Genomic DNA, 26,070 nt, shown 5'->3' with positions numbered 1-26,070 from the left:
CCAGACTTCGCCGAGGCCTCGCGCCTGGAGCGGATGGCTCGCCCGGCCGGACGCCCGGCGGCCACCAGTCCGAGAACGTGGACGCGGACAGCCCCGCTTTTCGACGTTATCTTGGAGGTCATGCCGAACGCATCACCGCAAAAGTCCACCTCCCTGCCCGGCAAGTGGCTGCGTCACTGGCTCACCCGGGAACAGCTCCAACTGCTCGCGGGCGACGACCTCTACGCCCAGGGCGCGGCGCTGGCCGCCAAGGACCGGGTGCTCTCCTGGTTCGCCGTGACGGACGTGCTGCACGGAGAGGTCCGCGGCCGGGGCGGCCATCTCCCGGTGTCGGTGTCCGCGAACGAGCAGGGGCTGCTCGGCAACTGCCCGTGCTCCCGCTTCCAGTCCGCCGTCATCTGCCAGCACGTGGTGGCGCTCGGGCTGGCCGTCCTCGACGCCCTCCGTCCCGAGCAGGAGGCGGAGGCTCCCCCCGGACAGGGGGAGGCTCCGCTGCCCAGCCCCGAGGAGGTGCCGGGCTGGCTGGAGGCGCACCACGTCCCCCATCTGCGCTCCCTCCCCGTCTCGGAGCTGGAGCCGCTGCTGCCACGCGGGTTCGGCCTCTCCCGCCAGCTCTTCCTCCTGGAGGAGTACCCGGTCGCTTCCATCCTGGACGGCTCCCGGCCGCTGCCCGAGGCCTGGTCCGGGAAGGATCGGGAGCTCTTCAAGCGGGCCGCCTGGCTCCGGGCCCGCCTCGAGGCCCACCGGGTGGGTCTGGGGCTGGAGCTGGAGCGCACCCGCCGCGGGTTTGCGCCCCCCACGGATGAGCGGCTCGAGCCCCTCGTGCAGCTGCTCCAGCGCGAGCGGGCCCGGGTGCGCGAGCACGCCGTTCCCCGCCTCCTGCCCGACAACGAGCGGGTGCTGCGCTTCCCGGAGGAGCGCCCGGTCGCGCACGTCCACGAGTCCGGCTACGGGCGCTCCGCGGCACATCATCTCCCGGAGCACTACCAGCGGCAGTGCGTGCGGGTGGACCTGGCCCAGCTCCTGGCGGAGGAGGAGGACGCCGTCTCGTGCTCGACGTGTGCCGTGCTCGGGCCGGCGCGTTGCATTCACGCCCTCACCGCGCTCGAGCTGCTGCTCGCCGCGCTGGGGGACTCGCGGCGGGCGGGGGAGAACGCCCGGCTCGCCGAGCGGCTCATCGTGGCGCCTGGCCGGGCCCTGCTGGCCGCCCTGGACAAGGTGGGGCTCGGGCTCCGGGCCCGCCAGGAGTCCGCGTCCACCCCCGCCCAGGTCCGCTTCCGGCTGGAGGGCTTCGCCCAGGGAGAGCCCCGCCTGCGGCCCTACCTCCACCGGCCGTTGAAGCGGGGCGGGCTGTCCAAGGGAACGCCGGTGGTCCCGCGCGACGAGGCCGAGGCCCGGGCCGCGCTCGTCTCCCCCGAGGAGGTGGAGGCCTTCGAGCTGTGCCGCCTCGTGTCGAGGATGCAGGAGCCGGGAGATCGCCGGCGGTTGCTCGTCCAGGCGCTGAAGCTGCTCGAGCACCACCCGCGGCTGGTGTTCGAGGCGAAGCCGGAGACACCGCTGCGGGTGCGCTCCGCGCAGCTCGGCTTCACCCTCGAGGAGGGGGCGGAGGCGGTGGAAGGGCTGCGGGTGCGCCCCACGTTTGGCGGCGAGCCGGTGTCCATGCGCATCCTGCTGAAGTTGATGGCGGGGCGGGCCCCGCTGCCGTGGCTGTACGTGGAGCCGGAGCTGCCGCGGGTGACGCTGGTGTCCGCCTCGCCCGAGGCCCTGGCGGTGCTGGCGCCGGTGGTGGAGTACGGAGGGCGCCTGCCCGCCTCGTCGCGCGCGGAGCTGCTGCACCGGCTCGGGGGGGTGGAGTCCTCCATTCCCGTGTCCCTTCCCCCCTCCCTGGAGGCGCGCGAGGTGCCCGCCACGCCCGGGTTGTTGCTGCGCCTGCGGCCCACGGGAGGGGAGTCGTTGGAGGGCTGGCTGCTGGTGCGGCCCCTGCCCGAGGCGCCCCCGCTGGTGCCGGGCGAGGGCGCGGACGCCGTCCGGGGCCTGCGGGGCACGGAGCGGGTGCGGGCGCGGAGGAACCTGGAGGCCGAGCGCGCCGAGGCGGGCGCGCTGCTGGAGCGGCTGGGGCTGCCGGTGGAGACGCATGGCCACTTCCTCCTGGAGGGCCCGGAGGCGGCGCTCGGCTTCCTGGAGCGGCTGGAGCCGCTGACGGGCCCCTCGCTGCGCGTGGAGTGGGACGAGCGGCCGTGGAGCGTGGTGCGCTCGCCGGACGCGCGGGGGCTGAGGGTGGAGGTGCTCCGGGAGCACGACTGGTTCGGCGTGCGGGGCGGCGTGGAGTTGGAGGGCGAGCGCGTGGAGCTGGCCCTGCTGCTGGATGCACTGCGGCGCGGGCAGCACTACGTGGCGCTGGCGCCAGGGCGCTGGATGCGGCTCACCGAGACGCTGCGCCAGCAGCTCACGCCCCTGGCGGACCTGGCGCACCCCTCGCACGGCAAGTGGGAGGTGAGCGCGGCGGCGGCCCCCATGCTGGACACGCTGGCCGAGGTGGGTGCCACGGTCGAGGCTCCCCCGGACTGGCGCCACCTGGCGGCACGCATCCGCGAGGCCCAGAAGATGAAGGTGCCGGTGCCCCCGGCCCTGAAGGCCCGGCTGCGCGACTACCAGCGCGAGGGCTTCGTCTGGATGGCGCGGCTGACGGCCTGGGGTGGGGGCGGGTGCCTCGCGGACGACATGGGGCTGGGCAAGACGCTGCAGACGCTCGCGCTGCTGTTGCACCGCGCGGAGGCCGGCCCGGCGCTGGTGGTGGCGCCCACCTCGGTGTGCTTCAACTGGATGCGCGAGGCGGCGCGCTTCGCTCCCTCGCTGAAGCTGCACGGCTACCGCGAGGCGGAGCGCGAGGAGCTGCTCTCCGGCCTGGGCGCGGGGGACGTGGTGGTGGTGAGCTACACGCTGCTGATGCGCGACGCCGAGCGCTTCTCCGAGGTGTCCTTCGCCACGCTGGTGCTGGACGAGGCGCAGGCGGTGAAGAACCCGGACACGGCGCGGGCCAGGGCGGTGCGGGGCCTGAAGGCCGAGGCGCGCATCGCCCTCTCGGGCACGCCGGTGGAGAACCGGTTGTCGGAGCTGTGGAGCCTGTACCGGCTCGTCTTCCCGGGGCTGCTGGGCAGCCGCGAGTCCTTCCGGACGCGCTTCGCCGGGCCCATCGAGCGGACGAAGGACCCCCAAGCGCGCGCGGCGCTGGCGCGGGTGGTGCGGCCCTTCCTGCTGCGGCGCACCAAGGCGGAGGTGGCGCGCGAGCTGCCCGCCCGCGTGGAGACGGTGGTGCCCATCACCCTGTCCGAGGGCGAGCGGCGGCTGTACGAGGACACGCGGCTGGCGGCGCTGGCGCGGCTGGCGGACGCGAAGGGCCCGAAGAAGCGTTTCGAGGTGCTGGCGGCGCTCACCCGGCTGCGGCTGGCGGCGTGTCACCCGAGGCTGGTGGACGGGGACTCGCCGCTGCCGGCCTCGAAGCTGGAGCGGCTGTTGGAGGTGGTGGAGGCGGTGCGCGCCGGGGGCGGGCGGGCGCTCGTGTTCAGCCAGTTCGTCAAGCACCTGGCGCTGGTGCGCGAGGCGCTGGAGGGGCGGGGCGTGCCGCTGCAGTACCTGGATGGACAGACGCCCGCGGCCGAGCGGGAGACGCGGGTGGCGGCCTTCCAGCGGGGCGAGGGGGACGTCTTCCTCATCTCGCTCAAGGCGGGGGGCACGGGCCTCAACCTCACCGCGGCGGACCACGTGCTGCACCTGGATCCGTGGTGGAACCCGGCGGTGGAGGACCAGGCCACGGACCGGGCGCACCGCATCGGCCAGACGAAGCCCGTCACGGTGATGCGCCTCATCTCCGAGGGCACCATCGAGGAGGCCATCCTCGCGCTGCACGAGGAGAAGCGGGACCTGGCCAACAGCCTGCTGTCCGAGGCGGACGGGGCGGCGGCGCTCTCCACCGAGCAGCTGCTCGGCCTGCTGCGCTACGGGGCCGAGGGGGAGGCCTCCGCCGGAGACGTGCTCGCGGCGCGGCCGGCCCGGGCGCAGCGAGGCGCGGCGGAGCGGGACCTGTCACCGGGGTGAGTCTGGCAGGAGGATGAGGGCGCGCCCCGGCTCGCTCACACCGGAGCCCCGGCCGGCTCGCGGCCCCTCAATACGCCGAGGAGCAGCGCCCCCAGTCCGAAGAGGATGGTGGCCAGGGCGACGAGTCCGCCCAGTATCGGCACGCGCCCCACCAGCGTCAGCAGCACCAGGCCCAGCAGCAGCGCCACGGCGAGGTGGGCCCCCGTCTTGTGGAAGCGCTCGAGCAGCCACCGGCCGAGGAACAGGCCCACCACCGGGAAGGACAGGGCGATGGCGAAGCCATAGAGGGCCAGGATGAAGAGGCCGATCCACCAACCGCCGAGCAGCAGGCCCACGAGGAAGACGAGGCCGGCGAGGAACGGGACGCTCACGAAGAAGGCGGCCCCCAGGCCCAGGCTCGGCAGGGGCCGCTGGCGCAGCATGGCCGTCACCCGGTGCGCGAAGCGGGGCGTGAGCAGGGAGAACAGCAGCCCCAGCGCGAACAGCCCCACCAGCGAGCGCAGCCAGAGGTAGAGGCCCATGGCCGGTCCCCCGCCCTTCTCCTGCCGGGGGGCGAGATGCTCCACCGTGCCCGACACGACGGCGCCCGAGGCGAGCTGTGCGTCCTTGTCACTGCGGTAGCTCAGGTTCCCGCCGACGCGGGCCCCGTCGGTGAGCCGCAGCGTGCCCACCTCGGCGTGCGCGTCCTGGCCCACCGGGGCCGCCAGCGTGAGCGTCCCCGCGGCGGCGCGCAGCTCGCCCTGGACGGGGGCGTAGAGCCGCGCATCGCCCGAGAGGAGATAGAGATCCTTCCCCACCCGGGCCTCGGGGGTGAGGCTCAGGTTGCCGGCGGCCAGCATGGCGTCCTCGCCCACGGGCCCGCTCACGGAGAGCTCGCCGCCCGCGGCCCGCAGGCTGCCGCGCACCGGGGTGGAGATCCGGTTGACCGAGGCGGCGGACATCACATCCCCCTCGACGGTGCCGGAGATGTCCACCTCTCTTCCCATGGCGATGACGTCGCCCCGGACGGTGCCCTGGATGTTCACGACGCGGCCGAAGGCATAGAGGTCCTCGTCGATGACCTCCTGGGGGCCCACCTGCACCACGTCACCGCTGCGGAACTCGGCGGCCCGGGCCAGGCCGGGCACCAGGGCCCAGAGCACCAGCAGGGAGGGGAGCCAGGGGAGCCAGGGATTCCGGTGCCGCTCGGCGTTCGTGGACATGATGCAGCCCTCCCGCGTGTGACGGTCCATGTCCAACGCTGGAGGCTCCCCGTCGACAGGGCAAGGCACGAGCGGCCATGCCTTCCGCCGCAGGCCCCCCGGAGCGCGGGCCTTCGCTCAGGGCCGCGGATGGGCCTGGAAGAAGAGCCACATCTGCCCGGTGGCGTCGAGGTCCTGCGTGGTGTTGCCGAGGCCGGCCTCGGGCGGAATGAGGCCCCCGGGCCAGGTGTGGCCCCCGCCCTGCACGGTGCAGAGCGTGACGGCGGTGCCCTGGCCGCAGTGGGTGAGGGTGCTGCAGGTGCTGTCGCCCTGGTCGTAGGTGGGGATGGCGCCGTCGAGACAGACGTCGAGGCTGGCCCAGCGCGCCACCGAGTCCTGCGCGGAGCGGTAGGGTCCGCCGAGGAAGGGGAGGGTGCCGCCCTCGTAGCGGATGACCTGGTCATCGGTGCCGTGGAAGTGCATCACGGAGACCGGGCGCACGGGTGAGCAGGGCTCGAAGCCCGCCATGCCGGCGATGGGGGCGATGGCGGCGATCTGCCCCGCGCGCTCGCAGGCGAGCCGGTAGGAGAAGAAGCCGCCATTGGACAGGCCGGTCGCGTAGATGCGTTGGGTGTCCAGACACACGCGCGTGTCGAGGTCCGCGAGCATCGCGTCCACGAAGGCCACGTCGTCCACGCGCGGGGTGGCCATCTGCGCCGGGCCGCAGCAGATGCCCGCGTTCCAGCTGCGCGTGTCCTCGGATTGGGGGTCGTTGGTGCCGGCGATCTCGTTCTGGTTCAGCCCGCGGGGATACACCGCGATGAAGCCCCGGGCCTCGGCCTGTTGGGACATCTGGCTCAGGTCCTCCTGCTCCTGCTCGTTGGAGGCGTAGCCATGGAAGGAGAGCACGGCGGGCGTGGGCCGGGTCGCGTCGTAGTTCTGGGGGACGTGGACGTGGAAGAAGCGGGTGCGTCCCTCGTGGGTGAGGCTCCAGTTGTAGGTACCGGGGCCCACGGTGAGGCCGCTGCAGGAGGTGCGTTCGGGAAGGGGCGCCGGGGCGGGGGCCGCGGGGGGGCCGTAGTCCGGGACCTGGGGAGGGGGCTCGGGCTCGGGGCCCGCGGAGCGGCCGGTGCAGGCCGTCATGGACAGCAGCGCGGCGGCGCCGAGGATGTTCAGCAGGGAAGGGCGAATGGTCATGGCGCCCTCAGCACTAAGGCACCGGTGCGCGGTCGGCAGCACGTGGCTTCGCCTTCTCCGGGTATCGGGCCGGCAGTGAACGCTCCGGTCCGGGCATTCGACGCTGGAGATGTCGTCCCGTTGGAAGAGGCCTGCCCTCGGGTCGGAGTGGGTGGGACCTCACCTGGGAGGGCATGGTCTTCCCACGCTCCTCGTCTTCTACTGCCTCCTGACTCCGTGGCTTGTCCGGGTGAGCGGAGCGGGAGATGCCCGTGAGTGCCGTCATCTGGAGGATCGGGGACACATCCCGTCTGCTCCCGGGCGAGCACATTCTACGCCCTGATATCGCCGATGCCTCCAACCGGAGCCTCTTCGAGATCAAACCCTGGAATGCTCAGGGCCTTCAGGAAGGCCGCCAGGAGGCACAGACCTACCTGGCAGCATTGAATCGGGCGCTACGGGTCGGCAGACCCTTTACAGGTGGCACGGGGTTCAGCGGGGAGATCCTGATTCGTTTCGCACGGGGACAATACATCTGGCGCCTGGAGTGGCAGACCACCGAACCAGGAGTGGTCCAGTATCGGTGGACCCGTAGTCAGCAACGATTCGAGTCCGAGGCAGCGGCCTATGAGGCCGGGCAGTGGGTGGAACTGACGGAGCAGGAGTTGCGGCAATACGGAGCGTGGGTGGGCCAGGCAGTGGAGGATATGCTCAACCGACGCGAACGGCTCGCCACCTTCAGCGGAGCCGTTGGCATCGTCATCGAGGTCGTGGGCAACGCCGCGACGGGCTTCTTCTCGGGGGCGATTTTCGGTCGGATGAACGTGGATTCGGGGGGAGCCCAGCGGCCTCCGGCGCAGGGCGGTGGACAGCTTGTCCCTTTTCCCGCGCGGCCCATACCTGCCACGCCCCCTGTGCGGGTGCCCGCTGCCGCGGCCCTTCCTCAATGACGACCCGCTTTGCTAGGAGGCACCTCATGCCGTCCGAACAGAGGTCTTCGCTGCAACTGCCGTCTTTTCTGCATGGGCTCTATCCTTCGGTCTGCCAGAAGACGAAGACGGAGGGGCTGCGGTGTGGAGAGCAGTACCGGAAGGACGGCTCCTTTCCCGCTCCATGTCAGATGATAGGGGTGGCTTCCAGCGAAGTGGTCCTGACCCACGGAGTGGCCGACTTTCAACACGAGCGACCGGTCTGGCGGCTGTACATGGTGTCGGAGGTCATGCTCGCCTTGTCCGAAGCCCCAGAATGGCAGGACCCATTTCCCGTGAGGGATGCCTACGAGGCATTCTTTCGTGAGACGGCCTGGGGGGCGTTGTACTTCGCGACGTCACAGGATGCGCCGAGGAGCGCGGAGCTCTCGGCACTGCGCCTCCAGGCCGTTCTGCGTTTCTGGGAGCCGCTCCAGTCCGCGCGCTACCTCTTCAAGACCCTGGGGGCCGCGCTCACCCTGGAGGAACTGATGGTGGCCTCCTGTGGCTGGGCAATGGATGCGTGGTACCCGGAGGGTGGAACCTCGGTGCATGCACGCCTGAAGACGGCCGCGGAGCGCATGGCGCGAGCGACGCGGGAGGACAGCCTCGAAGCCATTCTCCGGCAGATGCCTCGTGCCCTCTCGTATGCCCGCAACCTGAAGCACCGCCATGTCGTGGCCGATCCCTCCTTCCAGCGCGAGCGCCTCGCCGCGCTCGACTCTGCGGCATTCGAGCGTGTGTCCGGTGCGTGCACGGCGGATCTGCTCGAGAAGCTGTATGACTGGGAGCACGAGCTCGGCCTCCACTAGAAGGTGACGCGGATGCCCATGCTCAGCACTCCGTTCATCCTGCTCGCCCACGCGGCGGCCACGCTCTTCATGGTGGGGCTCATCTGGTTCGTCCAGGTGGTGCACTACCCCCTGTTCGCCCGGGTGGGCACGGACGGCTTCGTCCCCTACGCCGCCGCCCACGGTGTCCTCACCGCCTGGGTCGTCGGCCCTCCCATGGTGCTGGAGCTCGTCACGGCCGTCTGGCTGGCGCTCCACCCCCCACCCGGGGTGAATCCCGTGGTGCCCTGGGTGGGCCTCGCCCTGGTGGCGGCCCTGTGGCTGTCCACCTTCTTCCTCCAGGTGCCCCTGCACGAGTCCCTCCGCACGGGCTTCCAGCCGGATGTCTGGCGGCGGCTCGTCGTGACGAACCTGTTGCGCACCGCGTTGTGGACCCTCCGTGGGGGGGTGGTTCTTTTCCTGCTGTGGCGCGCCATGACGCGTTCGGAGTGCTAACCTACCGCCCGGTCGGCGTCCGGGGGCGGGGCGCGCTGACGTAACACGGTTTCGGACAACCGGAGGGACGGGTGGGCACGCTCCTGAAAGGTGGCATCGTCGTCGAGCTCGAACCCGCGTGTGTCGAGCGGGTGGACCTGCGCATCGAGGGCGAGCGCATCGTGGCCCGGGGCCCCGAGCTGCAGGCCGCCCCGGAGGACGAGGTCCTCACGCTCTCGGGCAAGCTCGTCTTCCCGGGCCTGGTGAGCGCACACCAGCGCCTCTCCGCCAGCCTCGGGCGCGGCATGCCCCGGCCCAAGCTGGACGGCTACGAGGAACTGCTCGAGAAGGTGCGCTGGCGCTACGAGGACGCGCTGGACCTGGACGCGGTGCAGGTGGCCGCGACCGCCGGGGGCCTCGAGGCCCTCCAGTGCGGCACCACCACGCTCTTCGATCTGCACTCCTCGCCCAAGGCGGTGCAGGGCTCGCTGCTGCGGGTGGGGCGCGGGCTGCACGAGGTGGGCATGCGCGGGGTGCTCGCCTACGCGGTGACGGACCGGCGCGGGGCGCTGGGGCGCGAGGAGGGCCTGGAGGAGACGGTGGCCTTCACGCGCAAGGCGCGCGGGCGGCTCCGGGGACAGGTGGGCGCGGCGCCGCTCTTCACCGTGAGCAAGGAGGGCCTGGAGGGCATCGCCGAGGCCGTGAAGAGCACCAGCGCGGGGCTGCACGTGCCGCTGGCGGAGGACCCGCTGGACGAGAAGCTCTCGGTGGAGCGCTATGGCTCCTCGCCGGTGATGCGGCTGGTGGACGGCGGGCTGCTGTCGCCGCGGGCGCTGCTGGCGCACGTGGGGCACCTGGCGTGGCCCGAGCTGGCGCAGTTGTTGCCCACGGGCGCGTGGCTGGCGCACACGCCGCGCTCGAACATGGAGGCCGAGGTGGGTTACGCCCCGGCGTTGAAGTTCGGCCACCGGGCGACGCTGGGCGCCGACAGCGTGAGCGCGGACATGTTCGCCGAGGCCCAGGCGGCGTGGCTGCGCTCGCGCGACGCGGGGCAGCCCATCGACGTGCTGCGCTACCTGGCCAACGGGCAGCGCCTGGCCTCGCAGACCTTCGGGCTGCAGGTGGGGCAGATGCGCGAGGGCGCGGTGGCGGACCTGCTCATCATGGACTACCTGCCGGCCACCCCGCTGACGGCGGAGAACCTGGCCTGGCACGTGGTGTTCGGCCTGGGCTCGCGCCACGTCGAGTCGGTGATGGTGGACGGGGTGTGGCGGGTGTGGGCGCGCCGGCCCCTGTCGGTGAACCCCTCGGTGGTGGCGGAGCAGGCGCGCGAGGCGGCCGCGGCGGTGTGGGCGCGGATGAGCGAGAAGTAGAGGGCCCGGGTTGCGCCGCAAACGGCGAAGCCGTTAACTCGGGGCATGCTCATACCCACGCTCGTAGCGGGCTTCCTCGCGGGAGCCTCCCCCCAAGCCGGGGACGTCGCGCCGGACTTCACGGTGGAGGACACCGCCGGCAAGTCGTACACGCTGTCGGAGATGGTGAAGCAGGGCCCGGTCATCCTGGCCTTCTTCCCCAAGGCCTTCACAGGGGGTTGAACCCGCGAGCTCTCGGCGTACCGCGACCGTTACGCGGAAGTCGAGAAGCTCCACGGCCAGGTCCTGGCCGTCAGTACCGATGACAAGAAGACGTTGGCGGAGTTCAAGGAGTCGTTGAAGGCGCCCTTCCCGTTCATTCCAGATCCAGAAGCGAAGCTGACGGAGCTGTATGACGTGAAGACGCCGGTGTTGAAGCTGGCGAACCGGTACACGTTCGTGATTGGCGAGGACCGCAAGGTGCTCAAGGTGGAGTCCGGCAAGGACGCCATCGATCCGAACGGGGCGATCGTGTCCTGTCCGCTCCGCAAGCCGAAGGCGGAGGCCGGCGCGGCGGTGAAGGAAGCCGGCAAGGCCGCGGAGCCAGGCAAGAAGTAGCGAGGGACGGGGTGAGGGTGCCGGAGCCCCCGGGTTCCGGCCCCTCCGGGTCCCTGGGAGAGGGTTCGATTCACCTCCGTGAATCCCCTCTCTCCGAGCCGAGGCGCTCTCTCCGAGCGGTACTGCCGGTCCCTCGTCTCGTGGATTTTTCCAAGAAGACAGCAAGAGCGCAGTGCCAGTGCACCGTCATTGCAGTGTCAGTGCACCGTCATCGCAATGTCAGTGCACCGTCATTGTGCTGTGTCGCGGTGCTGTGTCGCGGTGCTGTGACGTCTGAGGTGTGCCTCGCGGGCTGATGTATGTCTTCTCCAATATGATGATTGTTTTGACAGGGAAGATTCAGAAACGTATATCCAGCCGCAATTTTTGAGCAAAACCCGTCAATCCGGCCATGCCGGGAAGACCTGCGCCCAGCCAATGGGCATGCGGGCTGGAGGAACCTTGCTGCCCCCCCCCATCCACCACCTCATCGAGCGGCGTGCCGCCGAATTGCCCTCTCATGTCGCGTTGAGCCACGCGGGCGAGTCGCTCAGCTATGGCGCGCTCAATGAGCGCGCCAACCGGCTGGCGCATCGGCTGATCGCCGAAGGAGCGCGGTCGGATGCCATCATCGGCATCTGCCTGCCGCGCGGCATGGAATTCGTCGTGGCCATCCTGGGCATCCTCAAGGCGGGCGCGGCCTACCTGCCGTTGGATCCGGCCACCCCGCCCGCGCGCCTGCGGCACATGGTGACGGCGGCGGGAGTGACGTCTGTCATTGGCGCCGGGCCGGCCGTGGAGCGGCTGGGGCTGGAAGGGGTGCGTGTCCTCTCGGCCTCGGGGATGGAGCTCGCCGGAGCCCCGGCTGGCAATCCGGGCGTCCCCGTCCTGCCGGAGCACCTCGCCTACGTCATCTATACATCGGGCTCCACCGGCCGCCCCAAGGGGGTGATGGTCAGCCACCGCGCCCTGTCCGCCTTCACGGCGTATCACTGCGGCACGTTCGGGTTGTCGCCCGCGGATCGCGCCGGGCTGGTCGCCTCGCTGAGCTTCGACGCGGCCGTCATGGCCATCCTGCCCTCGCTGGCCTCGGGCGTGCGCCTGGAACTGCCGGACGAGGACGTGCGCCTGTCGCCTGGCAGGCTGCAGGAGTGGATGCTGGCCCAGGGCATCACCTTCGTCTTCCTGCCCACCCCGCTGGCGGAGCTGGTGCTGCGGCTCGACTGGCCGGCGGCGTGCCCCCTGCGCCTGCTGCTCACGGGGGGAGACCGGCTGCATGCGCACCCGCGGCCCGGGCTGCCGTTCCAGCTGGTCAATGGCTACGGCCCCGCCGAGTGCACCATCTACTCCACCTCGGACATCGTGCCCGCGGTGGGACAGGCACCGGCGCACGAGCGCATGCCCTCCATCGGCCGGCCCATCGACGGAGCCGAGGTCCACATCCTCGACGCGGAGCTGCGGCCCGTGAAGGCCGGGGAGACGGGTGAAATCTACATCGGCGGCCTGGGCCTGGCCCGTGGCTACGTGGGCGCGGCGGACCTCACCGCGGACCGCTTCATCCCCAACCCCCATTCGCGCGTGGGGGGCGAGCGCCTGTACCGCACCGGGGACCTCGGCTGCTGGCTGCCCGGGGGCGCGGTGGAGTTCCGCGGCCGCTCGGACCAGCAGGTGAAGGTGCGCGGCATCCGCATCGAGCCCGGGGAGATTGCCGCCGCCCTGATGGCGCACCCGCATGTGGGGGCCGCGCACGTCCTGGCTCAGACGACCGGGTCCGCCGAGTCCAGCACCGGCCTTCAGGACACCTTCTTCGTGGCGTGGTTCGCCCCGAAGGATCTGCTCGCCGTGCCTGGCACGGAGCAGCTGCGCACGCACCTGCGCGACTGGCTCCCCGAGGCCATGATGCCCCGGACGTTCGTGGTGATGGACGCGCTGCCCGTCACCCCCAACGGCAAGGTGGATGTCCGGGCGCTCCCCGTGCCCACCGTCCACGTGACGCGGAGCCGTGAGTACGTGGCGCCGCGCACGCAGCTGGAGCGCGGGCTCACCGGGGTGTGGCGGCAGGTGCTGCGGCTGGAGCGGGTGGGCATCCACGACGACTTCTTCGAGCTGGGTGGCCACTCGCTGATCGCCACGCAGCTCACCACCCGCATCGCGGACGAGCTGGGCCTGGGCGTCTCGGTGCGCGAGCTCTTCGCCCACCCGTGCATCGCCCAGCTCGCGCAGTTGCTGGCGGCCCGGCGGGCCGACCCCGCCCGGAACACGCTGCCGCCGCTGGTCCGCGACGCCAGCCGGGAGCGGGCGCCGCTCACCGTCCAGCAGGAGCAGGTCTGGTTCCTCCAGAAGCTGTCCCCCGACAGCATCTCCTACCAGGCGCAGACGACGATTCGCGTGCTGGGCGCGCTGGACGTGGCGGTGCTGGAGCGGGCCCTGACGGAGATCACCCGGCGCCACGAGCTGCTGCGGACGACCTACGAGGAGGTCGATGGCCGGCCGTGGCAGGTCATCCGCCCGGCGGAGCCGGTCCAGGTGCCGCTGCTCGACCTGAGCGGCGTGCCCGCCGGGGAGCGGGAGCGCCGGCGCGACGAGGCCATCCGCCACGAGCTGCGCCGCCCCATCTCCCTCTTCGAGCTGCCGCTGGCCCGCTGGAGCGCCCTGCGGCTGGCCCCGGACGAGTACGAGCTCGTCCTCGTCGAGCACCACGTCGTCCATGACGGCTGGTCCTTCGCCGTGCTGATGCGGGAGCTGGACACGCTCTACAACGCCTACCTGCGTGGAGAGCCGTCGCCGCTGCCCGAGCTGCCGGTGCAGTACAGCGACTTCGCCGTCTGGCAGCGCACGGCGCTGGACTCGCCGGCCATGAAGGCCCAGCTCGGCTACTGGCGCGAGCGGCTGGCCGGGGCGCCCGAGGTCCTGCCGCTGCGCGCGGATCATCCGCGGCCTCCCGTGCAGACCTTCAACGGGGACCTGCTCCGGCTGGAGCTGCCCCCGGCCCTGCCCGAGGCCCTGCGTGTCTTCTGCCAGCAGGAGGGTGTCACCCTCTTCAACACCCTGTTCGCCGCGTTCGCCACGCTGCTCTACCGGCACACGGGAGAGCGCGACCTGTGCATCGGCTCGGCGTTCGCCGCCCGCGGCCCGCGGCAGCTCGACGACGTCATCGGCATGTTCGTCAACGCCGTCGTCCTGCGCTGCGACGTATCCGGGGAGCCGTCCTTCCGGGCCCTGGTGCGCCAGGTCCGCGACATCACCGCCGGGGCGGCGGAGAACCAGACCTATCCCTTCGTCAAGCTGGTCGAGGCCCTGGGCGTGAAGCGCGACCCCAGCCGCAACCCGCTCATCCAGGCCATGTTCAGCTTCCACGACTCGGCCGTGCTCAGCCCGCGGCTGGGCGAGGCCTCGTGCACCATCTTCGAGCGCGGCAACGGCTCGTCGAAGGTGGACCTGGACGTCGTCGCCATCCCCCACGCCGGGCGGCACCTGGGGGACGCGTCGCGCGGCGACGGCCGCATCTCGCTCATCTGGGAGTACAACCGCGACCTGTTCGACCGCTCGACGATGGAGCGGATGTCCACCCAGTTCATGCGGCTGCTGGAGGCCGCGGTGGCCAGTCCCGGCATGGCGGTGTCGCGCCTGCCGCTGCTGAGCGACACGGAGCGCCAGGCGCTCCTGGTGGACTTCAATGCCCCTGCCCGCGTGCCGGCCCCGGACGCGCTGGTGCATGAGCAGGTGCTGGCGCAGGCCGCGCGCACGCCCGAGGCGCTGGCCGTGTGTGACGAGGCGGGCAGCCTCACCTACGCGGAGCTGGTGCGCCGCGCGAGGCGGCTGGCCGGGCGGCTGCGCCAGCAGGGCGCGGGCACCGACACCGTCGTCGGCGTCTGCCTGCCACGCGGCGCCGACCTGGTGACGGCGCAGCTGGGCGTGTTGCTGGCCGGGGCCGCCTTCCTGCCCCTGGACGCGGACCATCCCGCGGAGCGGCTCGCCTTCATTCTCGCCGACGCCGGGGCCCGCCAGGTGGTGACCCACGGGTCGCTCACCGGGCGGCTCCCCGCCACGCTGGAGCACGTGCGCATCGAGGACGTACACGCCCCGGGCACGCCGGGCTCGTCCCCGCCCGGCGACGTGCGGCCCGGCCACCTGGCCTACGTCATGTACACCTCCGGCTCCACGGGCCGGCCCAAGGGCGTCATGGTGGAGCACCGCGCGCTGGCCAACCTCGTCGCCTGGCAGCGCGGCGCCTTCGGGCTGGACGCGGGCACCCGCGCCACGCTGCTGTACTCCCCCGCGTTCGACCCGTCGGCCGCGGAGATCTGGCCCGCGCTGTCGGTGGGCGCCTCGCTGCACGTGCCGGGGCAGGACATCCGCCTGTCCCCGGAGCGGTTGCAGTCGTGGCTGCTGGCCGAGCACATCACCTTCACGGACCTGCCCACGGCGCTCGCCGAGCGGCTGCTGGCGCTGCCGTGGCCCGAGACGTGCGTGTTGCGCACGGTGCTCGCGGGGGGAGACCGGCTCCACACCCGGCCCGCCCCCGGGACGCCCTGGCGCCTGTTCAACCAGTACGGCCCCACCGAGACCACGGTGACGGCCACCTCCGGCCTGGTGGAGCCGGTGGGCCACGGCGAGGCGCTGCCCACGATTGGCCAGCCCATCTCCGGCACCACCGCGTACGTGCTGGACGGCGAGCTTCAGCCGGTGCCCGTGGGCGTCGGGGGCGAGCTGTACCTCGGCGGCGCCGGCCTGGCGCGCGGCTACCTGGGCCGCCCGGACCTGACGGCGGACCGCTTCGTGCCGGACCCGTTCTCGCCGCGTCCCGGAGCGCGCCTGTACCGCACCGGGGACCTGGTGCGCCACCTGCCCGACGGCACGCTCGAGTTCCTGGGCCGCGCCGACGCACAGGTGAAGATTCGCGGCTTCCGGGTGGAGCCGGCGGAGATCGCCGCGCTGCTGCGCACGCACCCCGGCCTGTCCGAGGCCCACGTCAGTGCCCGGAGTGAGGCGGGCGGGGAGCCGCGGCTGGTGGGCTACCTCGTCCCGAAGGCCGACATGGCCGTGCCGACTCCGGCCCAGCTGCGCCAGCACCTGTCGCACGAGCTGCCGGCCTACATGATTCCCTCCGCCTACGTGGTGTTGCCGGCCCTGCCGCTCACGCACTCCGGCAAGGTGGATGAGCGGGCACTGCCCGAGCCGGTGCCCGCGCCGCGGGTGGCCCAGGTGCCACTGGCCAACGAGCTGGAGCACGAGCTGGCCGGCATCTGGCGCGAGACGCTGCGGCTGGAGCAGGTGGGGGCCGAGGACAACTTCTTCGACCTGGGCGGCCACTCGCTCCTGCTGGCGCGGGTGCAGCACGCGCTCAAGAGCCTGGGCCATGAGGTGCCCATGGTGAAGCTGTTCGAGTTCCCCACGGTGCGGACGCTGGCCCGCTACCTCCAGGGCGAGGACGGGGGCGCGCAGGAGGTGGCCGCCGCCCAGGCGCAGCGGCAGGAGCAGCAGCGCAGCGGGCGCTCGCGCCTGCAGGGGCGCCGGGGCCGGCTGGCGGCGGATGCCACGCGGGAGGACGCGGAATGAGCTCCCCCCACGAGATGGAGGACCGCTCCGCGCACCTGGCGGTGGTGGGGCTGGCCTGCCGGTTTCCCGGGGCCTCCAACGCCGCCGAGTTCTGGGCCAACCTGGTCCAGGGCGTGGAGTCCATCACCTTCTTCGGCCCGGACGGGCGCCCGGGCGCGCCGCCGCCGGAGCCGAGCGCCGTGGGCCAGCAGGTGCCCGCCTTCGGCATGGTGGCGGACGCGGACGGCTTCGACGCGGAGGCCTTCGGCTGCTCCCCGCTGGAGGCCCTCATGCTGGACCCGCAGCACCGGGTGTTCCTGGAGTGCGCGCGCGAGGCGCTGGAGGACGCGGGGTATGATCCGGTGCGCTACCGCGGCGCCATTGGCGTCTACGGCGGTGGGAGCGAGACGTCGTACCTGTCCGCGCTGCGCGCCCGGCGCGAGCAGCTGGCCGGGGCCAGTGACTGGCAGATGAGGCTGGCCACGGGGGTGGACTTCCTCACCAGCCGCGTGGCCTACAAGCTGGGGCTGCGCGGCCCCGCCGTCACCGTGCAGACGGGCTGCTCGACGTCGCTCGTCGCCATCCACCTGGCCGCGCAGGCGCTGCTCGCGGGCGACTGTGACATCGCGCTGGCCGGAGGCGCCTGCGTACACGCACCGGTGCGCCTGGGCCACTACAGCGAGGGCGGCCCCCTGTCCCCGGACGGCCGCTGCCGCGCGTTCGACGCGGGCGCGCAGGGCACCGTGGGCAGCAATGGCGTGGGGCTCGTCGTCCTCAAGCGCCTCGCGGACGCGCTCGAGGATGGGGACCACATCCGCGCCGTCATCCTCGGCTCGGCCATCAACAACGACGCCGCCGGGAAGATGGGCTTCACCGCCCCCAGCGTGGAGGGCCAGGCCCACGTCATCCAGAACGCGCAGCGCGTGGCCGGGGTGGACCCGGAGTCCATCACCTACATCGAGGCCCACGGCACCGGGACGCGGCTGGGAGATCCCATCGAGCTGGCGGCGCTGACGAAGGCGTTCGGCACGGGCTCGAGCCACGCCTGCTGGATTGGCTCGGTGAAGACGAACATCGGCCACACCGACGCGGCGGCGGGCGTGGCGGGCTTCATCAAGACGGTGCTGGCGCTGGAGCACCGCAAGCTGCCGCCCAGCCTCCACTTCGAGAAGCCGAACCCGGAGATCGACTTCGCCCAGGGCCCGTTCCGGGTGAACACGGTGCTGCGGGAGTGGGACACCGGTGGGCACCCGCGGCGGGCCGGTGTCAGCTCGCTGGGCATTGGTGGCACCAACGCCCACGTGGTCCTGGAGCAGGCGCCCGAGGCCGCGGTGGACGAGCGCGCCTCCACGCCCCAGCTGCTGGTGGTGTCGGCCCGGAGCCGCACCGCACGGGACCGGGCGGTGGCCCGGCTGGGCGAGCACCTGCGCACCTCCCCGGACGTCCCCCTGGCCGACGTGGCCTGGACGCTCCAGGTGGGCCGCCAGGCGCACGCCTACCGGCGTTTCGCCGTGGGCGGGGACGCCGCCGGGGTGTGCCGCGCGCTGGAGGAGAACGAGCAGGCGGCGGGTGGCACCGGGGACGAGGAGGCCCGGGAACGCCCGGTGGTCTTCATGTTCCCCGGCCACGGCGGCCAGCATGTCGGCATGGGGCGGGAGCTGTATGCCACCCAGCCGGCCTTCCGCGAGGCCGTGGACGAGGCCTGTGCGTACGTGACGCCGCGGCTGGGGTTGGATCTGCGCACGGTGCTGCACCCGGACCTGGCGGACGCCGATGCGGTGCGGACGGCCTCCACGAGGATGGGGGAGTTCGTCATCGGCCAGCTGTCCCTCTTCGTCATCGAGTACGCGGTGGCGCAGTTGTGGAAGCGCTGGGGGGTGAAGCCGGCCTCGGTGGTGGGCCACAGCCTGGGGGCGTACGCCGCGGCCACGGTGGCTGGCGTGTTCTCCCTGCGGGACGCCCTGACGCTGGTGCTGGAGCGCTCGCGGCTGCTCGCGAGCCTGCCGGCGGGCGCCATGCTGGCCGTGCCACTGCCCGAGTCCGAGCTGGTGCCGCTGCTGCACGCGCAGCTGTCCCTGGCGGCCGTGAACGGGCCCGCCCAGTGCACGCTGTCCGGCTCGGTGGCGGAGATAGAAGCCCTCCAGGCGCGGCTGGTGGCGCGGGGCGTGGAGGCCCGCATCCTGCGCATTCCGGGCGCCGGGCACTCGCACTTCATCGAGCCGGCGCTGGCCGCGTTCACCGCGTGCGTCCAGCGTGTCGAGCGGCATCCCCCGAAGCTGCGGTGGATTTCGGATCTCACCGGCGCCGAGGTGTCCGCGCAGCAGGCGACGGACCCGGCGTACTGGGCCGCGCACCTGCGCCACACCGTGCGCTTCAACGACGCGCTGTCCACCCTGCTGTCCGGCCCGGACAGCCTCCTGCTGGAGGTGGGGCCGGGCCGCACCCTGGTGACGCTGGCGCGCCAGCACCCCGGCTCGGGCACGCACCTCACGCTGTCCACGCTGCCCCACGCCTCGGACCCGACGTCCGACCTGGTCAGCGCGCTCATCGCGGCCGGACGCCTGTGGGTGGCGGGTACGCCCTTGTCCTGGCAGGGCCTGCACGCGGGCGCGCGGCCCCACCGGGTTCCGCTCCCGGCCTACCCCTTCGAGCGGCGGCGCTACCTGGTCGAGGCACCGGAGGTGTCCGCCCCGGTGGCGGAGGCTCCGGCCCCGAGCGCCTCGCGGGCGGACGCAACCGGCGAGGCCCGGCGGGACGTGGCGCTCCCGGCCAGCGCGCCGGAGGCCCCCGTGTTCCGCAACGACCTGGAGCGCCGCATCGCCCACGCCTTCGCGGAAGTGCTGGGGCTGGCCCAGGTGGGCCCCCACGACAACTTCTTCGAGCGGGGAGGAGACTCGTTGATGGCGGCGCAGCTCATCACACGGCTGCGTCCGCATGTCCCGGCCGAGCTCCGGGTGAAGTCCATCTTCCGTGCCCCCACCGCCGCCCGGCTGACCCGCTTCCTCGAGGAGGAGCTGTCCGTGGCCGTCCCGTCCCCGCCGCACGAGCTGCCGCCCTCCGCGGCTCGCCCGGCCCTCCGTCACCCGGCGTGAGCGGTACGAGCGCGCCTCCCATCCCTTTCCATCGGCCGCCCTGGCGGCCCTGACACCCCAAGGTCCATCCCCATGTTCGAAGAGGACACGCAGCGCAGCTACGACGTCGTGTGCAACGAGGAAGCGCAGTACTCCATCTGGCCCAGTGACCGGCCCCTGCCGGCGGGCTGGCGCGCGGTGGGCGTCACCGGCCCGAAGCGCGACTGCCTGGCCCACATCCAGCGGGTGTGGACGGACATGCGCCCCAGGAGCCTGCGCGAGCAGACCCGGGCATGAGTCCGTCTTCCCCACCGGCCGTGGCGCGGAGCGGCTCGCTCTGGCGCCACGGCGACTTCGTCAAGCTCTGGGGCGCGTATGCGCTCAGCCTCGCCGGCTCGCAGGTGACGTTCATCGCGCTGCCGCTGACGGCCATCCTCCTGTTGGAGGCCACCCCGCTGCAGGTGGGCATCCTCACCGCGCTGGGCTACCTGCCCTTCCTGCTCATCGGCCTGCCGGCGGGTGTATGGGTGGACCGGCTGCCCCGGCGGCCCATCCTCATCGCCGCCGACTTCGGGCGGGCCCTGTTCCTGCTGGGCATCCCCCTGGCGTATGCCCTGGACGTGCTGTCGCTGGGGGTGCTCTATCCCATCGTCTTCCTCAACGGCGTGCTCACCGTCTTCGCCGACATCGCCCACCACGCCTTCCTTCCCGCGCTGGTGGAGCGGGAGCAGATCATCGAGGGCAACACGAAGCTGCAGATGGCGTACTCGACGGCCCAGCTCGCGGGCCCGAGTCTGGGCGGACTGCTCGTCAAGGCCGTGAGCGCGCCCGTGGCCATCCTCATCGACGCGGCGAGCTTCCTGGTGTCGGCGCTGATGCTCCTGCGGGTGCGGCGCCAGGAGGCCGTGCCCGAGGGGCGCGCGAAGCAGCGGCCCCCCATGCGCCAGGAGATGAAGGAGGGGCTGGGCTACGTGCTGGGCCATCCCCTCCTGCGCCCGCTGGTGCTGTGCATGGCCTGCGCGAACCTCTTCGACATGTTCGGCATGGTGAAGGCCATCCTGCCGCTGTACGCGGTGCGGGAGATGCGCCTGTCCGCCCCCGCCTTCGGCGCCGTGCTCGCGGTGGCCAACGCGGGCGCGCTGCTCGGGACGGTGCTCAACCACCGGTTGGTGCGGCGCTGGGGGCTGGGCCCGACACTCGCCGGTGCCTCCTTCCTGCCGGGCCTGGCCGTGTTGATGCTGCCGCTGGCCACCGAGGCCACGGCGGTGGGGGTGCTCGCGGGGGCGCTCGCGCTCGCGGGCTTCGGGGTCGCCCTGTTCAACGTCAACCAGATCAGCCTGCGCCAGCAGCTCACCCCCGCGTCACTCCAGGGCCGCATGAACGCCACGGTGCGCTTCCTCATCTGGGGAACGATTCCCGCGGGCGCCTTCCTCGGCGGCCTGCTGGGCGGCTCGCTCGGGCTGAAGCCCACGCTGCTCATCGCCGGCGTGGGCAGCCTGCTGTCGAGCCTGCCGCTGGTGTTCTCCCCCCTGGCCACCCTCCACGAGCCGCCGCAGCCGGCGCTCGCTTCCACGAGATGACGATGACCCGGACTTCACCCTGGTTGGCCTGCCGCCTGCGGCGCCCGGACGCCCGTGTGCGCCTGTTCTGCTTCCCCCACAGCGGCGGCTCCGCGGGCGAGTACCTGCGCTGGGCGGACCTGCTCGAGAACGTCGAGGTGTGGGGGGTGCAACTGCCCGGCCGGGGCGCGCGGACGGAGGAGCCGCCCTTGACGCGGGTGAGCGTGCTGGTGGACGCACTGGCGGACGCGCTGGTGGACGCGCTGGCCCTCGGGCCGCCCTTCGCCTTCTTCGGACACAGCCTGGGGGCGCTGGTGGCCTTCGAGACGGCCCGGCGGTTGCGCGACCTGGGCCGTGCGCCACCGGCCTGGCTGTTCCTGTCTGCCTACCCCGCCCCGCAGCTGCCCTCCCGGACGCAGCCCACCAGCCACCTTGGAGAGGCGCCACTGCTGGACGCGCTCGAGCGCATGTACGGAGACATGGCCGCGGAGATCCGCGAGGACGCCGAGCTGCGCGAGCTGCTGCTGCCGCCCCTGCGCGCGGACCTCGCGCTCGTCGAGTCCTACCGCTACCAGGACGGCGAGCCCCTGGACTGCGAGATGGTCATCACGGGCGGCACGCAAGATGACCTGGGCCCGGACGCGCTGGAGCCCTGGCGCCGCCACACCCGGGGCACGTTCCGCGTCCACCTGCTCCCCGGTGGCCACTTCTACCTGCGGGCACCGCAGCAGCGGGACACGCTGCTGCGCCTGCTCGACGCAACCCTGCGGCCTTCCCACACCTCTTCTCCAAAGGACCTCCATCCATGAGCCAGCCCCTGCAACCCGCCGCCCGGAGCCGCGAGGGCTTCCTGGGACAACTCTTCGGCGGGAGGTTCCGCTGGGACCTCCTCCAGCCCTTCCCCGAGCAGAGCCCGGAGGAGCAGCGGCTCGGCGACGCCCTGGTGCTCGAGATCCAGCGGTTCCTGAAGGAGCACGTGGATCCGGCCCAGGTGGAGCGCGAGGGCCGGCTGCCTCCGGGCCTGCTCAACTCCCTGCGGGGGGCGGGCTACTTCAAGCTGCAGATGGACCCGGCGGTGGGTGGCCGGGGCCTGTCCTCGCTCAACGCCTTCCGGGTCATCGAGATGGCCATGAGCTGGTGCCTGCCGGTGGGCTACACGCTGGCGCTCCACAACGGCCTGGGCGCGGGCGCCATCGTCAACGCCATTCCCGCCGGGCCGCTCCGGGAGTACGTCCATGGCCGCATCGCCCAGGGCGCCATCTCCGGCTGGGCCGACACCGAGCCCACGGGGGCCGCCTCGCGGCGGCTGTCCACCCTGGCCACGCCCACCGCGGATGGGAAGGCCTATCTGCTCAAGGGGGAGAAGGTCTACATCGGCAATGGCTCCATCGCGGACCTGCTGATCGTCAGCGCCACCGTCTGCGAGGGCGGCAGGGAGTTCGTCAGCCTCTTCTTCGTGGAGACGGCCAGCCCCGGCTTCCGGGTGCGGAGGGAGCACCAGCTGATGGGGCTGAGGGGCTTTCCCATCGCCGCGCTGGGTTTCGACGACGTGCGGGTGCCCCGGGAGCAGATGTTGCGGATGGCGGAGGGGCACTGGCGGGACACGCCGCTGTTGGAGCCCATCAGCGCCCTGGGCCGCATGTACACCATCGTCACCGCGTCCCTGGCGACGGCCAAGCACTGCCTGCGCTGGTCGCGCGAGTTCGTCAACCGGCGCCGCAACAACGGCCGGCCGCTCGGGGACTACGATGAAATCCAGCGCATGGTGGCCAGTACCGCGGCGGAGGTGTTCGCTCTGGACAGCCTGGCCCAGTGGAGCCTGGCGGGAGCGGATGGCGCGAACCTGCCGCTGCGCTGGTTCGAGCAGGTGGCGGCCAAGAACATCGCCTCGCTCACCTGTGCGCGGCTGGCGGACCGGACCATGTCGCTGCTGGCCGCCGAGGGCTACGAGACGGCGGTGAGCAAGGCCTCGCGGGGGGCCCCCCCCATTCCCATGGAGCGGGCCGTGCGGGACGCCCGGGCCTTCCGCATCGCGGGGGGCGTGGACTTCCTCGTGGACCACAAGGCCGCCCGGGAGGGGCTCTTCACGCTCTACTACCCGTCGGCCGCGCAGGCCGCGGAGCTCGAGGCCCCGCCCGCGCCGCTTCCGGAGGACAAGCACCTGTCAGGCCGCAACCTCGAGCACCGCCAGGCCGTGGCCCATGAGGTGCGCCGGTTGGGCCTCGAGTGCCTGGAGCTGTCACGCCGCTACCCGGACGTGGGAGTGCTCTACGCGCGCGAGCGGACCCTCATCCTGCTCAACCAGGTGGCCAACGAGCTGTTCACCATGTCCGTCACCCTGGCGCGCGCCGCCGCGCTGACCGCGCGAGGCCAGCCTCACGTGGGGGAACTGGCGGATGTCTACTGCACGTCCGCGCGCTACCGCCTGGCGGACCTCTGGCAGCAGGTCAACGCCGAGGCGGAGCCGGACTTCGCCCGGGCGAGCGGAGCCTGGCTGGCGGGAGACGGGCTCGACTTGCTGTTGAGCGACGTGGACCGGGGCCAGGGCACGGGCGCCTGAGCCCTGCCGGGCGGAGTGGAGCCGCGGTCCGGGGACACGGTGGCCATTGTCTCGCCCTCTCCTCCAGGAGAGGGACGGGGTGGGGGGCCTACTCGGCTCGTGTGCTCGGCAGGCACGCCCACGGCTGGCCGGGTTGGCGCCCACACGCGAAGCCCGGCTCACAGACCGGCGGTCCCTCTGGATTGCACGCCTTGCGGCACTGGAACAAGAAGCAGGCCGAGTCCTCGGGGCAGGGCGGTGTACTCCGGCCACATCGGCGCAGACACTGCATCCAGATTTGTCCCGGGGTCGTCGGGTAGGTACTCCGGGTGCAGGACGTGCCCTGGGGACAGGGATTCAGCTCGCAGTCCTGGCCGAGGACCGTCATGCAGACGGAGCCATGCCCTCCCAGCAGGGACACGCACCGCTGGCCCACGGGGCAGGCGCGCCCCTCGCAGGTGGGCACGCAAGAGGGGGCGTGGTCCCCCTCCTTGCAGACGTACCCCTCGGGACAACTGGAGGGCTCCTCCAGACGGCAGGGCCGGCCACAGAAACCCGAGCAGATGAGGCCCTTCTCACACCCGTCCACGAGAAGGGCGGGATGCACCTCGCAGAGTTCGCCCTCCTTGCGGCTGCCTTGCAGCGAGCAGACGCGGATGAAGTCCTCCTTGTTGCGGGCTCGCAGGGTCCGGCAGGCGAAGTCCTCCGGACAATCCTCGTCGGTCCCGCACGTGCTGTCCGTGCAGTACTGGCGTCCCGTCCGCGGGTTGTGGAAGCAGCGGAGCTGCGACTCGCAATCCGCATCCGTGCGGCAGTCCTGCTCGTAGGTACGAAGGCCCTGACGCACCTGCGGTGAAAGCATGGGCACGACGTGGTGTCCCGTGGGCGGGGAGGGCCGCGCGCCGGGGTGGGACATGGCGAGGTAGACGAGCCCCAGCAGGGGCAGCGGCAGCAGGAGGATGCCGATGCCCGGGAGAAACTTGCGCCAATTCATCCGCCCACCCTCATTGCCTCTGCCTGGGAGGCCGACACTGCCGCGGACAGTCTTGCTGCTCGAGGTCCGGTCTGCTCCAGAAATCCTCGCCGCATTGCTCCCACCACGCCTCCTCCTCGAGCGTGCAGCCCCGATTCGACAGGTACTCTCGCATGTCCTTGGCCAGGGCTTCGTCGATGGTTCCCCCGCGCCCCCAGGCATGCGGACAACCCGTCTCCAGCACGAGCAGCGGAACCAGTAGCAGCAGCCTTCGCGGCATCATTCCCTCCCAGTGGTCCAGGTGGCATCGAAACACCCTGCGTATCAGGAGTGACGCGCGCCGCGTAGGGCTTGCGAGGTCCTTCCGAGCCCGCGGTCCCGTGACTCCGGGAGTCAAGTCGTCCGGGCTACCTCGCGAGTCATCATCCGTGATAGACGGGGGCGCATGCTCCCCCTGCTCTGGCTGTTGCTCGCCGCGCCCGCGTCTCCCCCCGCCATGTCCTCCCCCGTCGACCCGGCCTTCGTGTCATTGGCCCGGGAGGTGGAAGCCGCGCTGCGTGACGGCGACGAGGCCGCCCTGGATGCGCGGCTCGATGGAGAGCAGTTCCTCCAGCGGGTGACGCGGGGCCTGCCAGTCTCGAGCACCTTCCTGGCGGCGTTGGCCGGCGAGGTGCGCAAGGACGGCTGGCCCCTGGGCCGCCGGTTGTTGGGCGCGGGAGGGCGGGGCCTTCGGGTCCGGCTGCTCCAGGTGCACATGCGGGGGCGTACGCCCATCGCGCTCCTGCGCGTCCTGTCCGACGCCGGGTTGAGCTACCTCGAGCTCGAATTGGGCCGCAATGCCCGGAACGAGGCCGTCCTGGTCGACCTCTACCCCTACCTGGAGGGAGAGCGCATCAGCGAGTCGATGTGGCGGGTGTACCTGCTGGCCGCGGCCGAACGCGGGCAGTGCCTCACCCGGAGGCTGCGCGGCGTGGAGCGGCAATGGGTGGAGCAGCTGCTGCGGTGGCGGCGCATCGAGCGCCTGCTCGGAGCGAACCAGGCGCGCGAGGCCGTGGCGGAGATGGACCGGCTTCCGCCGCGGATGCGCGGGGCGAGGTTCGTGCAACTCAAGCGCCTGGAAGCGCTCGCGTCGCTGGACGAGGCGGAGTACGCGCTGGGGCTGCTGGCCTTCGAGAAGGCCTTCCCCGGGGATCCGCTGCTGGACCTGTATGCGCTGGACAACCCGCTGCTGCGCGGCGAGAGTGCGGTGATGATGGAGGCGATCGACCGGCTCGACAGGAGGGTGGCGGACCCGTACCTGGCCTACCTGCGGGGCCAGGTGAAGTCGGGGCAGGACGACCTGGAGGGGGCGAAGCGCTCCTTCCAGAAGGCCCTCGAGGAGGACCCGACGCTGTGGGAGCCCCGTGTGGAGTTGCTGAGCCTGGCCCTCGGGGAGGCGGACCACGCGGGCGCGGTGCGCCTGCTCGAGGACATGGAGCGCGAGGCCGGAGGGAGTCAGGTGCGGGTGCGGCTCCAGGAGGGGCCGGAGACCAGGGCCTTCCTGGAGTCGGCGGAGTACAAGGCATGGCTCGAGCGGCAGCGCGCGCGAGAAGGCCGGAGCGGCGGGTCCGAGGTCGCGAAGCCCGCCGGGCCCTAGTGGACTGTCCGACAAGTTTTTCAACATAGTCGAGACCACAGGGTAGGTTGGGTGGAGGAAGAGACCGGATAAGTTGGGTGGATGAGGAGACGACCGCCGCATCTCCTCCACCTTTCGCCT

16 protein-coding genes are annotated in these 26,070 nt (G+C 72.1%); 13 read left to right on the top strand and 3 right to left on the bottom strand.

Annotated elements, in window-relative coordinates:
* The first annotated feature begins 120 nt into the window (after positions 1-120).
* Positions 121-4,095, top strand: coding sequence for a DEAD/DEAH box helicase (locus AC16DP_RS09350; RefSeq protein WP_329731780.1), 3,975 nt, complete (start codon positions 121-123; stop codon positions 4,093-4,095).
* Positions 4,096-4,130: 35 nt separating this feature from the next.
* Here the strand turns inward: AC16DP_RS09350 and AC16DP_RS09345 are convergent, their stop codons facing one another.
* Together AC16DP_RS09345 and AC16DP_RS09340 are read right to left on the bottom strand one after the other, a co-directional pair.
* Positions 4,131-5,297, bottom strand: coding sequence for a polymer-forming cytoskeletal protein (locus AC16DP_RS09345; protein ID WP_329731779.1), 1,167 nt, complete (start codon positions 5,295-5,297; stop codon positions 4,131-4,133).
* A 117-nt stretch (positions 5,298-5,414) separates the two neighbouring features.
* Positions 5,415-6,473 (bottom strand): CE1 family esterase, encoded by a 1,059-nt coding sequence (locus tag AC16DP_RS09340; protein ID WP_329731778.1) that lies wholly within the window; start codon positions 6,471-6,473, stop codon positions 5,415-5,417.
* A 251-nt stretch (positions 6,474-6,724) separates the two neighbouring features.
* On the opposite strand from AC16DP_RS09340, the gene AC16DP_RS09335 reads away from it, so the two are divergent.
* The 11 genes from AC16DP_RS09335 (at position 6,725) to AC16DP_RS09285 (ending at position 23,362) form a co-directional block, all read left to right on the top strand.
* On the top strand, positions 6,725-7,402 hold the full coding sequence (locus tag AC16DP_RS09335; RefSeq protein ID WP_329731777.1) for a hypothetical protein: 678 nt from the start codon (positions 6,725-6,727) through the stop codon (positions 7,400-7,402).
* A 269-nt stretch (positions 7,403-7,671) separates the two neighbouring features.
* Positions 7,672-8,232, top strand: a complete 561-nt coding sequence (locus AC16DP_RS09330) for a hypothetical protein (RefSeq protein WP_329731776.1) — start codon at positions 7,672-7,674, stop codon at positions 8,230-8,232.
* 18 nt (positions 8,233-8,250) lie between these two features.
* On the top strand, positions 8,251-8,706 hold the full coding sequence (locus tag AC16DP_RS09325) for a hypothetical protein (protein WP_329731775.1): 456 nt from the start codon (positions 8,251-8,253) through the stop codon (positions 8,704-8,706).
* A 71-nt stretch (positions 8,707-8,777) separates the two neighbouring features.
* The gene (locus AC16DP_RS09320) at positions 8,778-10,058 is read left to right on the top strand and encodes an amidohydrolase family protein (RefSeq protein WP_329731774.1); all 1,281 of its coding nucleotides are present in this window, start codon (positions 8,778-8,780) and stop codon (positions 10,056-10,058) included.
* A 45-nt stretch (positions 10,059-10,103) separates the two neighbouring features.
* Complete coding sequence (locus tag AC16DP_RS09315; RefSeq protein ID WP_329731773.1) at positions 10,104-10,655, top strand: peroxiredoxin; 552 nt, start codon at positions 10,104-10,106, stop codon at positions 10,653-10,655.
* Positions 10,656-11,096: 441 nt separating this feature from the next.
* On the top strand, positions 11,097-16,193 hold the full coding sequence (locus tag AC16DP_RS09310; RefSeq protein ID WP_329731772.1) for a non-ribosomal peptide synthetase: 5,097 nt from the start codon (positions 11,097-11,099) through the stop codon (positions 16,191-16,193).
* Positions 16,190-19,264 carry a type I polyketide synthase gene (locus AC16DP_RS09305; protein WP_329731771.1) on the top strand — a complete coding sequence of 1,025 codons (3,075 nt, stop codon included), beginning with the start codon at positions 16,190-16,192 and terminating at the stop codon, positions 19,262-19,264. Before AC16DP_RS09310 ends, AC16DP_RS09305 begins: the two co-directional genes overlap by 4 nt.
* A gap of 72 nt (positions 19,265-19,336) precedes the next feature.
* Positions 19,337-19,540, top strand: coding sequence for an MbtH family protein (locus tag AC16DP_RS09300; protein ID WP_329731770.1), 204 nt, complete (start codon positions 19,337-19,339; stop codon positions 19,538-19,540).
* A complete protein-coding gene (locus AC16DP_RS09295) occupies positions 19,537-20,823 on the top strand; it encodes an MFS transporter (RefSeq protein ID WP_329731769.1) in 1,287 nt (428 codons plus the stop codon). The genes AC16DP_RS09300 and AC16DP_RS09295 overlap by 4 nt, the downstream gene beginning before the upstream one ends.
* A 2-nt stretch (positions 20,824-20,825) precedes the next feature.
* Complete coding sequence (locus tag AC16DP_RS09290; protein ID WP_329731768.1) at positions 20,826-21,611, top strand: thioesterase II family protein; 786 nt, start codon at positions 20,826-20,828, stop codon at positions 21,609-21,611.
* Complete coding sequence (locus AC16DP_RS09285) at positions 21,608-23,362, top strand: acyl-CoA dehydrogenase family protein (RefSeq protein WP_329731767.1); 1,755 nt, start codon at positions 21,608-21,610, stop codon at positions 23,360-23,362. The genes AC16DP_RS09290 and AC16DP_RS09285 overlap by 4 nt, the downstream gene beginning before the upstream one ends.
* Positions 23,363-23,450: 88 nt before the next feature.
* Here AC16DP_RS09285 and AC16DP_RS09280 read toward each other — a convergent pair whose 3' ends face one another.
* Positions 23,451-24,335: a hypothetical protein gene (locus tag AC16DP_RS09280; protein WP_329731766.1), complete on the bottom strand. Its 885-nt coding sequence runs from the start codon at positions 24,333-24,335 to the stop codon at positions 23,451-23,453.
* A 424-nt stretch (positions 24,336-24,759) separates the two neighbouring features.
* On the opposite strand from AC16DP_RS09280, the gene AC16DP_RS09275 reads away from it, so the two are divergent.
* Positions 24,760-25,950, top strand: a complete 1,191-nt coding sequence (locus AC16DP_RS09275) for a hypothetical protein (RefSeq protein ID WP_329731765.1) — start codon at positions 24,760-24,762, stop codon at positions 25,948-25,950.
* Positions 25,951-26,070 lie beyond the last annotated feature (120 nt).

It is taken from the genome of Archangium sp., from assembly GCF_057119385.1.
This window is presented reverse-complemented; position numbering and strand designations above follow the sequence as displayed.